Raw genomic sequence first — 13,264 nt, forward strand, 5'->3', positions numbered from 1 at the left:
GTGCCCACCAGGGGGAGGTGACGACGGGTGACCACGCTCGCGACGGGACGGGCACCTGTCGTCCGGAATCCCCGGGGCAGCGCGACGACCCCCCGGGTCCCCGCCGCCGTGCCCGCCGGGCTGCTGCTGGCCACGCTGCCGCTCCTGCGTCCCGGCACCCTCGGGGAGTACACGGCCCTGATCGGCGCCGGGGTCGCCCTCGCCGCCGGGGTCGCGGCCATGCTGCGCCGGGAGACCGCCCCGACCCGCCCGGTGCGGGCCGTCTCGGTGTTCCTCGCGCTCCTCGTCGCCGCCTACCTGTGGCTCGTGCTGCACACGGTGTGGGTCGAGGACCTGATCCGCATCCGCAGCCAGTTCCAGGACTTCGCGCTCACCGTCGGCTCGGTCGTGGCCGCGGTGCTCGTGCTCAACGACCCGCGGGCCCGCCTCGCGCTCGGGCGCGGCTTCGTGCTGGTGCTGTGCGCGATCGGTGCGCTGTGGCTGGTCACGGCCCTGTGGTGGGCGGTGGCGGGCGTCGGCACGGGGCAGATCGGGATGATCCCGGTGGGCACCGTCGGACCCCAGCCGGTCTACCTCCCGTTCACCGTCAGCTACTCGACCTCCTCGGTGTTCGGGATGGACGTGCCGCGGCTGACCGGCATCGGGCGCGAGTCGGGCTGGATGGCCATGTACTGCGCCGCGGGCTGGTTCCTCGCCGAGGCCGTCGGCTACCGGTCGTGGCTCGTCCGGGGCCTGATCCTCGCCGGCCTCATCGGCACCCTCTCGACGGCGGGCTTCGGCGTCTTCGTCGTGGTTCTCGCCGTCGAGGGCTTCCTGCGCCCGCGCGGCGGCATCGGGTTGGGCGGGTTCCTCCGCCAGGTGGGCGGGCTGGGGGCCATCGTCGGAGCGGCGTGGATCGCCCTCTACGCCCCGGTGTTCGGGCTGCAGGCCAAGCAGACCTCCAACGAGGCCTCGCTCGACGAGCGCTCGGACGCCACCGAGGCCGGCATCCGCGCGCTCACCACGAAGCCCTGGGGCGGCCAGGGCACCGAGAAGCAGGCCGGCATCAACCTGATCTCCGACATCGCCGTGAACGGCCTGCCCTTCGTCCTGCTCGTGACCGCGGCGCTGCTCGTGCCGCTCCTGCTCGTCCGCCCGGCCCGCGGGACCCGCGGGCGGGCCGCCCCCGTCGCGTTCGTGGTGTTCGCGACGCTCCTGCTCTCGCAGCCCGCGGCCGCGTCGACGTGGGTCTTCGTCCTCGTCGCCCTGGCCCTCGCCTGCGACGACCTGACCGAGGCCGAGCGCCACGCGCCCGGTGACCTCCTGCCCCGCCGGCTCCAGCGCCGGCTCGGGATCCGCGACACCAGTGGAGCCGCATCGTGAATGCCCGCGAGTACTGGACCGTGCTGCGTGAGGACCGCCTGCTCATCGGCGGCATCGTCGTCGTCTGCGTGGCGATCGCCGCCGCCGTGGCGCTGCTGCTGCCGCGCACCTACACGTCGAACGCGGTGTTCTACGTGGCCGCGCAGCAGACGGCGTCGAGCTCGACCGAGTCCTACCAGGGCGCCCAGCTCTCCACCGAGCGCGTCAAGTCCTACACCGAGCTGATCACCGGGCCCCGGGTCGCGGCGGACGCCTCCGCCCTGCTGGGCGGCACTCCCACCGCGGACGAGATCCAGAACTCGGTCAGCGCGGACGCGGTGGCGGAGACCGTCGTGCTCAACGTCGGGATCACCCGGCCCACGCCCGAGGACGCCCAGCTCGTCGGCACCGCCGTGACCACGGCGTTCACGCGCCTGGTCAACAGCATCGAGTCGACCGGCCAGGCCGTGAACCGCCCGGTGGTCTCGACCGAGCTGATCTACCCGCCGACGCTGCCGGTCTACCCGGCGGGCCCGGGCACGACGATGCTGCTGGCCGCCGGCGTGCTCGCGGGGGTGGTGCTGGGGGTCGGCGCGGCCCTCGGGCGCCGCGCGCTGCGGCGGGCCGTCGACTCCGCCGAGGTCCTGGGCGAGGGGCTCGACACCCCGGTGCTCGCCTCGGTGCCCGCGCTCGCCCGTCGTCCGGAACGGCCCGCGCTGCTCGCGGAGCCGGTCGCGGGACGACGGGGGCGGGCCGCTGCCCGGGCCCGCGACCGCGCCGCCGCCGTGCGGCGCCTGCGCACCGCGCTCGTGGCGGGGGCGGGCGACCGGCGCTGCCTCGTCGTCACCGGCGTCCGCTCCGAGCAGGGCACGACGACGGTGGCCGTGGACCTCGCGGTCGCGCTGGCGCTGGCCGGCGAGTCGGTCGTGCTGGTGGACGCCGACCTGCAGCGTCCGGCCGTCGCCGCAGCGCTGGGCCTGCCGGAGGAGCCGGGGCTGTCGGACACGCTGCGTGCGAAGCGGGCCTCGGGCGGGGTGGTCGGCGTGCAGCGCTTCGCCGCCGGGTCCTTCGACGTCATCACCGCCGGGTCCGCCGTCGAGCGCCCGGGCGAGGTGTGGGGCTCCGCCGCCGGTGCCGCGGTGCTGGCCGCACTGCGCTCGACCTACGGCTGGGTCCTCCTCGACGCCTCGCCGCTGAGCGGCAGCCCGGCCACGCTCGACCTGGCCCGTCTCGCCGACGGCGTGGTCGTCGTCGCGCGCCGCGGGTCCGCCCGCCCGGACGACCTCGACGCCGCCGCGGCCGGCCTGCGCACCGTGGAGGCCGAGACCGTGGGCGCGGTGTTCACCTTCGCGGTGGACGTCCCGGAGACCCCGGTCGAGACCCGCAAGGCCCTCCCCGCCGCGGCCGCGAGGACGACGCCGGAGCCGCCGGTCGAGCGCCCGGCCGCCGCGGCGTCGGAGCCCGAGGTGCCGGAGTCGGCGGGGTCGAGGCCGGCAGAGTCCGAGTCGGTCGCCGTCACTGAGCCCGCGACGTCCGAGCCTGCGACGTCCGAGCCCGGGACGTCCGAGCCCGCGACGTCCGAGCCGGTCGCCGCCTCCGGGTCCACCACTGAGACCACCCGGGTCGAGCCTGCCGAGGGCGAACCTGCCGACGCCGCGCCGGTCGCCGAGGAGCCGGCCGTCGACGAGCCGACCCACGAGGAGCCTGCTGCGGCACCTGCCCGCCCGGCGTCGCTCGTCGACCCGTCGGCCGCGGGCTCGGTCACCGGCCGCATCCCGGCGCGCAACGGCGCCCGGGGGACGACGCCTACCGCCTCCGCCGCGCCCACCGAGCCTTCCGTGCCCACCGCGCCTTCGGTCCCCGCCGCCCGCGACGGGTCGGCGCCGATCGCCACCCCCGCCGAGCCCTCCCCCGCCGCGCCCACCTCCGCTGCGCCCACCCCCGCCGAGCGCGAGGCGCCCGAGCCGGCCGCACCCGCCGTCGGGAACGGGTCCCGGCGGCGCGGGCACCGCCGGGTGACCTCGTCCTGGCAGCTGCCGTCGCAGGCTCCGGAGCCCACGGCCGCCGAGGCCGCGCCGGAGCCGCGGACGAACGGCAACGGCAACAACGGCCACAGCACCGGTTCCACCGGCAACGGTTCCGCCGGCACCAACGGGCACACGACCACCGGGCGTCGCCGCCGCCGCGCGGTGCGCCCGACCCCGACCTCCTCGTGAACGCCGACCGCGGGGCCACCCGGCCCCGCGGTCAGGAGGTCTCGGGGGCGTCCCTCGTGGTGGCCGGAGCCGCGGCCATGACCCCGTCCCGCCGGGCGCGGCGGGCGCCCAGCCCGAGCAGCACGAAGATGACGAACTGGCTGATCACGTAGCCGACGGCTGCCCAGACGGCGCCGCCGAGCGTCGAGAGCACGAAGGTCGCCACCAGGCCGACACCGAGACCGACCGCGATGCCGACCGCGACCGTCTGCGGCCGCCCGCGGTTCTGCAGGATCACGGCGAACGGCTGGTTGAGGGTCACGATCACCGCTCCGACGGCCAGGACGGCGAACACCGTGCCGGAGCTGCGGTACTCCTCCCCCAGCAGCAGCGGGATCACCGGCGGGCCGACGACCGCCAGCAGCAGCGGCGCGACGCACAGGGCCAGGCTCACGCGCAGGACCCGCCGTTCCTCGCCCCGCAGCGCCGCCGGGTCGGTCCCCGCGCGCGCGAGCCACGGCCCGGCCACCAGGCCGACCGAGTTGGCCAGGAAGTTCAGCGGACCGATGAGACGTCCGGCCGCGGCGTAGAGACCGCCCTCGTAGGCGCCGCCACCCGCCGTCACCAGGGGGGTGTCGAGCTGCTGCGCCGAGACCGCCAGCGTCGCCATGCCGTACCCGACCGACTCGCGGTGCGCGGTGACCATCTCCCCGGCCGTCCCGCGGTGACGCTCGACCGCCCGGCCCAGGAACACGCGGTCGAGGACGGCCTCGAGGAGGAAGGACAGGGGGATGGCGGTCGCGAGCGCGTAGTCGCCGGCCCCGGCGAGGGCGAGCACGAGGACCGCGACGAGGCCGCCGACGCGACCGACGATCTGCCCCGTCGACGCCTTCGCGAAGAGCTCGCGGGCCCGCAGCAGCCCGTTCGCGTTCTGGGCCTCCCACACCCCCGCGCCGACGAGCGCGAGGATCAGTCCCACGCCGGGCGACGGGGCGAGAAGGAGACTCGACCCGATCCCGACGACGAGCAGCACGGCCAGGGCCCAGGGCCGCTTGGCCGCCGTGAGGGCGCGGGCCCGGTCGCTCGTGATCCGTCCCGAGGCCGTCTCGCGGACCAGGTAGTTGATCAGCCCGAAGTCCACGACGGTCGCCGCCACCTGACCGATGGCGGCGCACGTCGCGATGAGACCGAGGGTCGTCGGGGACATCGAGCGCGCGCCGACCACGAAGGTCAACCCGAGCACGACCTGCCCGACGACGAGCGCGCCCGCCACACCCCCGACGCGCCCCAGGAAGAGCCCCAGCCCACCCTTCATCGGGCGGCGTCGAGATCCTTCAGTTCGGCTTCGACCATGATGCGGGCGAGCTGGTCGGGCATGGTCTGTGCCTTCCAGCCCAGGATCTTCTCGGCCTTGGTGGCGTCCCCGATCAGGGCGTCGACCTCGGTCGGGCGCAGGTAGGTCTCGTCGAAGCGGACGTGCTTGTCCCAGTCGAGGTTGACCGCGCCGAAGCAGTACTCGACCCACTCGCGCACCGTGGTCGCGGTCCCGGTCGCGAGCACGTAGTCATCGCCCTGGTCGGCCTGCAGCATCCGCCACATGCCCTCCACGTACTCCGGGGCGTACCCCCAGTCCCGGACCGCGTCCAGGTTCCCCAGGTAGACGAACTGCTCCTTGCCCTGCGCAATTCGCGCCGCCGCCCGAGCGATCTTGCGGGTCACGAACGTCTCCCCGCGCCGCGGGGACTCGTGGTTGAACAGGATCCCGTTCACCGCGAACATCCCGTGCGCCTCACGGTAGTTCCGCGCCATCCAATAGCCGTAGACCTTCGCCGCCCCATAAGGGCTGCGCGGGTAGAACGGGGTCTCCTCGTTCTGCGGCGGCGGCGTCGCCCCGAACATCTCCGAGCTCGACGCCTGGTAGTAGCGGGTCTCGATCCCCACCATGCGAATGGCTTCCAGGAGGCGGGCGGTGCCGACGCCGGTGGTGTTCCCGGTGTACTCCGGCTCGTCGAACGACACACGCACGTGCGACTGCGCCGCCAGGTGATACACCTCGTCCGGGCGCACCTTCTCGATCAACGTCACCAGACGGCTCGAGTCGGTCAGGTCCCCGTAGTGCAGCACCAGTCGCTGGTCGGGATCGTGCGGGTCCTGGTACAGGTGCTCGATGCGACCCGTGTTGAAGGTGCTCGAACGGCGGATGATGCCGTGCACCTCGTAGCCCTTCGACAGCAGCAACTCGGTCAGATACGACCCGTCCTGCCCCGTGATCCCCGTGATCAGTGCCCGCTTCATCGAGCCCCCTCCACAACGTTGTCCAGGTACCAGCGATAGGTCGAGGCCAGGCCCTCGGTGAGCCCGATCCGCGGCTTCCACCCCGTCGCCGCGATCTTCGAGACGTCCAGCACCTTGCGCGGCGTCCCGTCCGGACGCGACGTGTCGTAGACGATCTCGCCGGTGAAGCCCACGGTCGCCGCGACCAGCGACGCCAGCTCCGCGATCGTCACGTCCTCCCCCGTGCCCACATTGATCGGCGCCGGGTCGTCGTAGGCCTCCAACAGATGCACACACGCCGCCGCCAGATCATCGACGTGCAGGAACTCCCGCCGCGGCGTCCCCGTCCCCCACACCGTCACGCTCGGTTCCCCGGCGACGGTGGCCTCGTGGAACTTCCGGATCAACGCCGGCAGCACATGGCTCGACTCCAGGTCGAAATTGTCGCCCGGCCCGTACAGGTTCGTCGGCATCGCCGAGATCCACCGCCGGTCGTACTCCCGCCGGTACGACTGCACACCCATGATCCCCGCGATCTTCGCGATCGCATACGCATCATTGGTCGGCTCCAACGCCCCGGTCAGCAGCGAATCCTCCCGGATCGGCTGCTCCGCGAACTTCGGATAGATGCACGACGACCCCAGGAACAGCAGACGCTGCGCCCCCGCCGCGTGCGCCGCATCCAACAGGTTCGCCTGAATCCGCAGATTGTCGTGCAGGAACTCCACCGGCCGCGCGTTGTTCGCCGCGATCCCACCCACCCGAGCCGCCGCATCCACCACGACGTCGGGCCGGGTCGCCGTCACGAACTCCCGTGCCGCCTCCGCGTCCCGCAGATCCACCTGCGCCGACCGGGCCCCCACCACATCCGAGAACCCCGCCGCCCCCAGCGCCCGCACCACCGCCGAACCGACCAGGCCACCCGACCCGGCCACCAGCACCCGCGCGGAACGATCCAGCTCGTCCATACCCCAAAAGGTAGCGGAGAGTGGCGACATCGCGAGCGGCTAGTCCATCCGAAGCGCATCACACTTCCGGCGGTCGCGTCCGGTTGCATCTGGCTGCAGACGGTGGATGACGCTGTGGCCGTCAGGAGCACGCGGTTGGTGCGCTCGGTCTATTGGCGCCGATGCCCCGGAGCGGGTGGCCCGGGAGCGACCAGCGGTGCCGGAGTGTGATGACGCGTGTGGTCTGCGTGATCTTCGTGAACCCGGGGTAGCCGCTGCGCGACCAGGAGTGCGCACCGCGGGAGGTCCCCCATGTCGGCCGGTGAGTTCGCCCGCGACGAGTCCGCCGGGAACGACGACGTCCGTCGCCGTCCCCGGTCCCCGCTCGAGCGGGTGCCCCACGACCGATTCGTCGTGGAGGGCACCCGCGGGTTGCGCTGGCGGGCACGGTGGTGGCTCCTCACCTGCAGTCCGACGAGCCGGCCGTGGTCCGCCTTCGCGCTCTGCCTCCTGGGCATCGTCGGGATGTTCCTGCCCGTGGCGCGGGACGAGAACGGGGCGGCCCTGAGCATGCTGACGCTGGTCGACGGGCCGGCGATCCTGCTGCTCGTCGCCTTCGGGGTGCTCTCGTTGCTGCCCGTGGTGGACCTGGTGCTCGGTCGGGAACGGTTGACGCCGTGGCTGGCCTTCCCGGCGGCGCTGGGGATGCAGGTGACGCTCGCGCTCGCGCTGGTGGCCGGGAGCCAGGGCGCGGGCGCGCTCGACCCGCAGCTCTCCGCCGGCGTGAGCGGACCCGGCTCGGGAGTCCTGGTGCTCGGCGGCGTCGAGCTCGGACTGGCCGTGATCGGCGCGCTCGGCTTCGTGCGCCGCTCGACGCAGCGGCGCTACGGGCTGGCCTGACGGTTCCTCGCGGCGCTACCGCGCGGATCGCGCGAGGAGGTCGGCGAGGACCTCGCCCGGGGTCGGCGCGCCGGGCACCGCCGACACGGGTCCGGTGAGCGGAATGCCCAGCGCGGGGCGGGGCTCGGCCGGGATCGACCGCGCGGTGGGGCTCCCACCGAGGACGGCGAGACCCACGAGGACGGTGCACAGTGCGGCGCCCACGACCATCGCTGCGATGAGCACGCCGGGCCGACGCTGCCGGCCCCGGTCCCGCACCCACGGCGGTGCTCCCCAGGAGACCTCGTACGGGTTCGCGCTCATGACTCCGCACGCTAGGCACGCTGCCGAGGTCGCAGGTGACGATTCGGTAGGCCTTCGGACACGAACCGCGCCGAGGTCCTGACCTGCGACGTTGCTCCGTTCGCGATCAAGTTGCTCCGAGTGGAGTCTGGATCTTGTCGAACTGGTGTTCGATGATGGGTGCATGGCGATCGAGGCAGGGTGGGACCCCGACACGGGGCTGCCGCTGCCTGACGATGCGCCGTTCGTGCCGCTCTCGGACGAGGAGCTCGCGGCGTGGGCGGTCGAGGACGCCCTCGCGCCGATCTCGGAGTACTCCTTCCATGACGAGGAGGAGCCGCCACTCGCCACCGAGCCAATCGAGCCGGTGGAGCCTGGGTGGGCGGTGCCGGGAGTCTCGGACGCCGAGGCGTCCTCCGAGGAGGGTGTGTCGGCGGAGTCGCTGACACTGCTGGCTGAGGGCGCGGCCGCGGTCCGGGCCCGACGGGTGGCGGGGGCCCGGTTGTACCGGGCGATCAACGCCATCCGTGACAGCGATGTCCTCGACGAGACCGGCTACCGGCGGATGTCACGGCTGCTCGAGGACCACCTGCGCCTGGACCCCACCACGGTGCGCCTGCTCGAGCGGCAGGCGGACGCGCTGCGCGAGACCGTCACCCCCACCGGAGCCACCACCCCCGCGGATCTGCCGGCGACCGCGGCGGTGGTCGAGGACGGGCTGGTCGACGAGCACCACGTCGAGATCATCCGCAAGACCATGCAGCGCCTCGGCACGGTCCCCGGCTTGGAGCCGGCGGTGCTGGCGACGGCCGAGGAGCAGCTCGCCGCGCTGGCCACCACCCACAGCCCGAAAGCACTGTTCTCGGCCGCCAGAGTGATCGCGGACCGGCTCGACCCCGACGGGGCGGCCCCGAAGGACGACGACGCCTCGGGCAACGAATTGCGCTACACCAAGCGCCGCAACGGGGACCTGCACGCCAAACTCGTACTCCGCGAACGGGCCGCCGCGGCGTTGTTCGACGACGCGATCCGGGCCGCCACGCCTGCTCCGGCGTCCTCGGTGGTCGCCGACCCCGACACCGGGGAAGCCCCGGAATCCGCCGACGGGAACCGTGGGCACGACCCGCGCGACGAGGCCGACCGCTCCCTCCCGGCCCGGCAAGCCTCGGGGTTGTTGGACCTGATCTCCGCCAGCCACCACGCCGGCCTCAACGAACCCGACCCCGAGCCCGGCCCCGGGCAGGCGGCCATGTCGTTCCCCGACGGCGACGGCGACGGCGACAACACCGCGCCCGCAGCGTCCGCCACGGACGAGCCTGCGGCCGAGGCCGACGAGCCGTCGATGTTCGGCCCCGGCGCCTCCGAGCAGGACGCCGGAACCGGTGCCGCCGGCAGCGGCTCCGGCGCCACCCCCGAACCCGAGCCCGAGTCCGAGTCCTGGTCCGAGGCTGAGGCCGATCCGGGAGAGTCGCCACCACAGCGGCCGTGGACCCCGCCGGACGTCGACACCATGGCGCTACCCGGCCGGGAACGCATCACCCTCACCGTCACCCTCGACTACGAGACGCTGCGCCAACAACTCGCCGACACCAGCACCGCACTCGCGCTGCTCGGCGACTCCACCTGGATCCGCCCCGACACCGCGCGGCGGTTGGCCTGCGACGCCGACATCATCCCCATGCTGCTCGGCTCCAAAGGCGAAGTCCTCGACGTCGGCCGCAAAACCCGCTCGATCCCCACCGCCACCGCCCGCGCCATCACCCGCCGCGACCGACACTGCGCCTTCCCCGGCTGCCGCCGACGCGCCCGGCACTCCGAGATCCACCACATCATCCACTGGGCCAACGGCGGACACACCGAACCCGACAACCTCGTCTGCCTCTGCCGGTATCACCACGACCTCGTCCACCACAGCGGCTGGGACGTCCACATGACCGACCACATGCCCTGGTTCCGACCCCCCACATGGCTCGACCCCACCCGACAACCCCGACACAACCGGCCCTGGCTTCACGTGTAGGCCATGTTCATCGCGCGGCGGACCTGCTCCAGCTTCTGGTCGGCGATGAGGTTGGCGTGGTCGTTCCCTCGGGCCAGCACGTCGTCGAGACCGCCGAAGGCGGCGTCGATGGCGAGCTCGAGCAGGTTGGCGACCTCCGGCCGTCCGACGGGGTCGTACGCGATCCGCCGGTCGCCGTCGGTCCTCGCCCGACGGATCAGGGTGCGCGTCTCGTCGGCGGTGGCGCGGAGTTCGATCGCGTTGCCGCGCGAGGTGCTCATCTTGCGACCGTCGGTGCCGAGCAGGGTCGGGACCCGACCGACGAGGGGCTCCGGGAGGACGAAGACGGGCGCGGTCGGGCCGTACCGGTCGTTGAAGCGCCGCGCGAGGGTGCGGGTGATCTCGAGGTGGGCGAGCTGGTCCTGACCGACCGGCACGAGGTTCGCGCCGCAGAACAGGATGTCGGCCGCCTGGTGGACGGGATAGGTGAGCATGAGCCCACTCATGGCGCGGTCGCCCGTCGCCGCGGTCTCGGCCTTCACGGTGGGGTTCCGCAGCAGTTCGGCGACCGAGACGAGCGAGAGCAGCGGCAGGAGCAGCTGGTTGAGGGCCGGGACGGCGCTGTGTGTGAAGAGGGTCGTCCGGGACGGGTCGATCCCGGCGGCGAACTGGTCGAGCAGCATCTCGCGCACGTGGCCCGGGATGTCGCCGGCGACGTCGCGATCGGTGACCACCTGGTAGTCGGCGATGACGATGTAGCTCTCGACGCCCAGGTCCTGGAGACGGACCCGGTGCGCCAGGGTGCCGAAGAAGTGACCGAGGTGGAGCGGCCCGGTCGGTCGGTCACCGGTGAGCACCCGGTAGCGGTGCGGGGCGGCCTCGACCAGCGCCATCAGATCGGTGCGGTCGCGGGCGGCGACGGGCTGGACGGTCATGGGAGGTCCTCTCGGGGGGAGAGGCCACCTCGACCAGTCGTCGTCCGCGTCGTGGAGGTCGCGCGTCGGCCGCCGGTGAGGCGGCCGCGTGCAGGGGTCAGGGCCGCCGGGAGGGCGACGACCACCAGCACGAGACGGACGGGAACACGGCGCGGAGCATCCCACGCCGCACACCGCCCGGCCCAGCCCCCGGACGGCGGGCCGGACCGGGCGGGTGACTCAGCGGGTCGGGCAGGTCGACCGCTGCGCCGACAGGGCCGCGGCGTGCGCACGGATCGCGTCGGCGAGGGCCCGCCCGTCCGCGGCGATCGTGGCCGGCGGTGCACCACGTCGGATGTCGGCCGCGAGACGCGCCCGGGCCGCGTCGACCGCCGCGGCGGTCCGCACCACCTCCGCGTTCCCGACGACGGCGGCGGTCCCGGGCCGCGGGCACGGCACGACGACGGGCGGGATCACCGGCGAGGTCGGCCGCGGCGCCGGGACGGCCGGCGAGGTCGGGCGCGGCGCCGGCGACGTGGAGGACGGCAGCACAGACGGCAGCACGGACGACGGGGTCTCCGACGACGACGGCGGAGTCGACGACGGCGGAGTCGACGACGGCGAGGTCGACGGGGTTCCCGACGACGGCGGGTTCGACGGCTCCGACGACCCCGGCGTGGTCGTCAGCGGGAGCAGCACCTGCCCCGTGACGGGATCGAGGTCGCCCGGGAGCAGGCCGAGCGCGCCGGTCGTCGACCCGTTCGCGCCCCGGCAGGTGTCACCGTCGAGCGTGTAGCCCGACGGGCAGCCCCACACGATGTCGTCGGCGTGAGCCGTCCCGATCCCCACCGTCGCGCCCGCGAGCACCAGCCCCGCGAGCACTCCCGCCGAGCGCCTGACCATCCGCTGCCCCGTCGTCATGACCGTCCCCTCTCGTCGCACGGGCTGCTCTCGGGGGCGGTGCGGAGCGTCGTTACCCCGACGCGCGGGGGAGGTCGAGGGTCCACTCGATGCGTGGACCGGGCTGGACATCGACGATCGACCCGTGCTCGTCGGCGCGCCCGCGGGTAGACCGGGGGGCGTGAACAGCACCGACGTCCTCGTGGACGCCTTCGGCCGGGTCCGCTCCGACGTGCACCGCGCGGTGGAGGGTCTGGACGAGCGCGCCCTGAACCTGCGGCTCGACGACGAGGCCAATCCGATCGGCTGGCTCGTCTGGCACCTGACCCGCGTGCAGGACGACCACATCGCCGACCTCGCCGGCCACCAGCAGGCCTACACCTCGCAGGGCTGGGCGGACGCCTTCGGCTTCGACCTCGACCCCGCGTCGATCGGCTACGGCCACACGACCGAGCAGGTCGCGGCCGTCCACGTGACCGACGGGCAGATGCTCCTCAACTACTACGACGCCGTGCACGACCGCACGGTCGACTACCTGCGCACGCTCACCGACGACGATCTCGACGAGGTCATCGACGACGCCTGGGACCCGCCGGTGACGCGCGGGGTCCGGATCATCAGCGTCGTGGACGACGACATCCAGCACGCGGGACAGGCGGCCTACGTCGCGGGGATCGCCCGACGCCGTTGATCACGCTCGGGAGGTTGATCCGCTTCGTCCGTACCCGCACGATTTCTCGATCAAGCGTCGACCGATGTGATTGAGATTGCACGCAGGGTGGAACTCGGAGGCGATTCATCACGCCGACGGGGAGGACCACCATGTCCACGACCAGTGAGAGCCGTGCCGCCGTGCACGCATCCACGATGGACGAGCACGCCGCCGATCCGACCCGGGCCTTCGCCGACCCGGGCCCGCTCGGTCTCGCGGCGTTCGCGCTGACGACGTTCCTCCTGAGCCTGTTCAACGCGGGCCTCGCCCCCGAGGCGCTGGAGCCGACGGTGCTCCCGCTCGCGCTGTTCTACGGTGGGCTGGCGCAGCTGATCGCCGGGCTGTTCGAGTTCCGCAAGGCCAACACGTTCGGTGCGACCGCCTTCGTGTCCTACGGCTCGTTCTGGCTCGCCTTCGCGGCGTTCGTCGAGTTCGTCGAGCCGGGCCTCCCCGAGGCACAGCAGACCACGGCCGCGGGCCTGTTCCTGCTCGGCTGGGCGATCTTCACCGGCTACATGCTCATCGCCTCGCTGCGCACCACCGGCGCGCTGATCGCCGTGTTCGCGCTGCTGTTCCTGACGTTCCTGCTGCTCGCCGTCGGTGACCTCACCGGCCTCGACGGGGTCGCCACGGTCGGCGGCTTCGTCGGCATCCTCACCGCGCTCGCGGCCTGGTACGCCTCGTTCGCGGTCGTCACGAATGCCACGTGGGGCCGCCAGGTCCTGCCCACCGCGCCGCGCTAACCCACAGGTGTCACCGGGCGGGTCGCTGTCCGCCCGGTGACACCGGCGGTGCCAGAC

General features: G+C 73.3%; 12 protein-coding genes. 6 read left to right on the forward strand and 6 right to left on the reverse strand.

Translation table 11 applies throughout. From position 1 onward, the window contains the following. The first annotated feature begins 27 nt into the window (after positions 1 to 27). Both LN037_RS12460 and LN037_RS12465 read left to right on the forward strand, forming a co-directional pair. Positions 28 to 1,362, forward strand: coding sequence for a hypothetical protein (locus LN037_RS12460; protein ID WP_230752815.1), 1,335 nt, complete (start codon positions 28 to 30; stop codon positions 1,360 to 1,362). Further along, entirely contained in the window at positions 1,359 to 3,557 is a 2,199-nt protein-coding gene (locus tag LN037_RS12465) for a Wzz/FepE/Etk N-terminal domain-containing protein (protein WP_230752817.1), read from the forward strand. Before LN037_RS12460 ends, LN037_RS12465 begins: the two co-directional genes overlap by 4 nt. 31 nt (positions 3,558 to 3,588) lie before the next feature. Here LN037_RS12465 and LN037_RS12470 read toward each other — a convergent pair whose 3' ends face one another. The 3 genes from LN037_RS12470 to LN037_RS12480 are packed head-to-tail and all read right to left on the reverse strand — an operon-like array spanning position 3,589 to position 6,778. Next, a complete protein-coding gene (locus tag LN037_RS12470) occupies positions 3,589 to 4,851 on the reverse strand; it encodes a lipopolysaccharide biosynthesis protein (RefSeq protein ID WP_230752818.1) in 1,263 nt (420 codons plus the stop codon). Then, positions 4,848 to 5,831: a GDP-mannose 4,6-dehydratase gene (gene gmd, locus LN037_RS12475; RefSeq protein WP_230752820.1), complete on the reverse strand. Its 984-nt coding sequence runs from the start codon at positions 5,829 to 5,831 to the stop codon at positions 4,848 to 4,850. The genes LN037_RS12470 and gmd overlap by 4 nt, the downstream gene beginning before the upstream one ends. Continuing rightward, the gene (locus LN037_RS12480) at positions 5,828 to 6,778 is read right to left on the reverse strand and encodes a GDP-L-fucose synthase family protein (protein WP_230752821.1); all 951 of its coding nucleotides are present in this window, start codon (positions 6,776 to 6,778) and stop codon (positions 5,828 to 5,830) included. The genes gmd and LN037_RS12480 overlap by 4 nt, the downstream gene beginning before the upstream one ends. 291 nt (positions 6,779 to 7,069) lie before the next feature. On the opposite strand from LN037_RS12480, the gene LN037_RS12485 reads away from it, so the two are divergent. Next, positions 7,070 to 7,657 carry a hypothetical protein gene (locus LN037_RS12485; RefSeq protein WP_230752823.1) on the forward strand — a complete coding sequence of 196 codons (588 nt, stop codon included), beginning with the start codon at positions 7,070 to 7,072 and terminating at the stop codon, positions 7,655 to 7,657. 15 nt (positions 7,658 to 7,672) lie between these two features. Here the strand turns inward: LN037_RS12485 and LN037_RS12490 are convergent, their stop codons facing one another. Further along, a complete protein-coding gene (locus LN037_RS12490; protein WP_230752824.1) occupies positions 7,673 to 7,960 on the reverse strand; it encodes a hypothetical protein in 288 nt (95 codons plus the stop codon). Between the two features lie 163 nt (positions 7,961 to 8,123). On the opposite strand from LN037_RS12490, the gene LN037_RS12495 reads away from it, so the two are divergent. Continuing rightward, positions 8,124 to 9,959: a DUF222 domain-containing protein gene (locus LN037_RS12495; protein ID WP_230752825.1), complete on the forward strand. Its 1,836-nt coding sequence runs from the start codon at positions 8,124 to 8,126 to the stop codon at positions 9,957 to 9,959. Here LN037_RS12495 and trpS read toward each other — a convergent pair. Both trpS and LN037_RS12505 read right to left on the reverse strand, forming a co-directional pair. Next, on the reverse strand, positions 9,950 to 10,873 hold the full coding sequence (trpS, locus tag LN037_RS12500; protein ID WP_255693998.1) for a tryptophan--tRNA ligase: 924 nt from the start codon (positions 10,871 to 10,873) through the stop codon (positions 9,950 to 9,952). The two genes, LN037_RS12495 and trpS, sit on opposite strands and share 10 nt — an antisense overlap. Before the next feature lie 219 nt (positions 10,874 to 11,092). Continuing rightward, entirely contained in the window at positions 11,093 to 11,773 is a 681-nt protein-coding gene (locus LN037_RS12505) for a hypothetical protein (protein ID WP_230752828.1), read from the reverse strand. Positions 11,774 to 11,933: 160 nt separating this feature from the next. On the opposite strand from LN037_RS12505, the gene LN037_RS12510 reads away from it, so the two are divergent. Both LN037_RS12510 and LN037_RS12515 read left to right on the forward strand, forming a co-directional pair. Further along, on the forward strand, positions 11,934 to 12,443 hold the full coding sequence (locus tag LN037_RS12510; protein WP_230752830.1) for a mycothiol transferase: 510 nt from the start codon (positions 11,934 to 11,936) through the stop codon (positions 12,441 to 12,443). Between the two features lie 131 nt (positions 12,444 to 12,574). Beyond that, positions 12,575 to 13,207, forward strand: coding sequence for an acetate uptake transporter (locus LN037_RS12515; protein ID WP_230752833.1), 633 nt, complete (start codon positions 12,575 to 12,577; stop codon positions 13,205 to 13,207). Positions 13,208 to 13,264: the final 57 nt, after the last annotated feature.

Origin of the sequence: Actinomycetospora soli (assembly GCF_021026295.1) — a bacterium.
In the GTDB taxonomy this organism is placed as follows: Bacteria; Actinomycetota; Actinomycetes; order Mycobacteriales; family Pseudonocardiaceae; genus Actinomycetospora; species Actinomycetospora soli.

Excerpts from the sequence above, each read along its gene's own strand:
- LN037_RS12470 (WP_230752818.1), bottom strand. The coding sequence starts at position 4,851 with ATGAAGGGTGGGCTGGGGCTCTTCCTGGGGCGCGTCGGGGGTGTGGCG.
- gmd (WP_230752820.1), bottom strand. The coding sequence starts at position 5,831 with ATGAAGCGGGCACTGATCACGGGGATCACGGGGCAGGACGGGTCGTAT.
- LN037_RS12480 (WP_230752821.1), bottom strand. The coding sequence starts at position 6,778 with ATGGACGAGCTGGATCGTTCCGCGCGGGTGCTGGTGGCCGGGTCGGGT.
- LN037_RS12485 (WP_230752823.1), top strand. The coding sequence starts at position 7,070 with ATGTCGGCCGGTGAGTTCGCCCGCGACGAGTCCGCCGGGAACGACGAC.
- LN037_RS12490 (WP_230752824.1), bottom strand. The coding sequence starts at position 7,960 with ATGAGCGCGAACCCGTACGAGGTCTCCTGGGGAGCACCGCCGTGGGTG.
- LN037_RS12495 (WP_230752825.1), top strand. The coding sequence starts at position 8,124 with ATGGCGATCGAGGCAGGGTGGGACCCCGACACGGGGCTGCCGCTGCCT.
- trpS (WP_255693998.1), bottom strand. The coding sequence starts at position 10,873 with ATGACCGTCCAGCCCGTCGCCGCCCGCGACCGCACCGATCTGATGGCG.
- LN037_RS12505 (WP_230752828.1), bottom strand. The coding sequence starts at position 11,773 with ATGACGACGGGGCAGCGGATGGTCAGGCGCTCGGCGGGAGTGCTCGCG.
- LN037_RS12515 (WP_230752833.1), top strand. The coding sequence starts at position 12,575 with ATGTCCACGACCAGTGAGAGCCGTGCCGCCGTGCACGCATCCACGATG.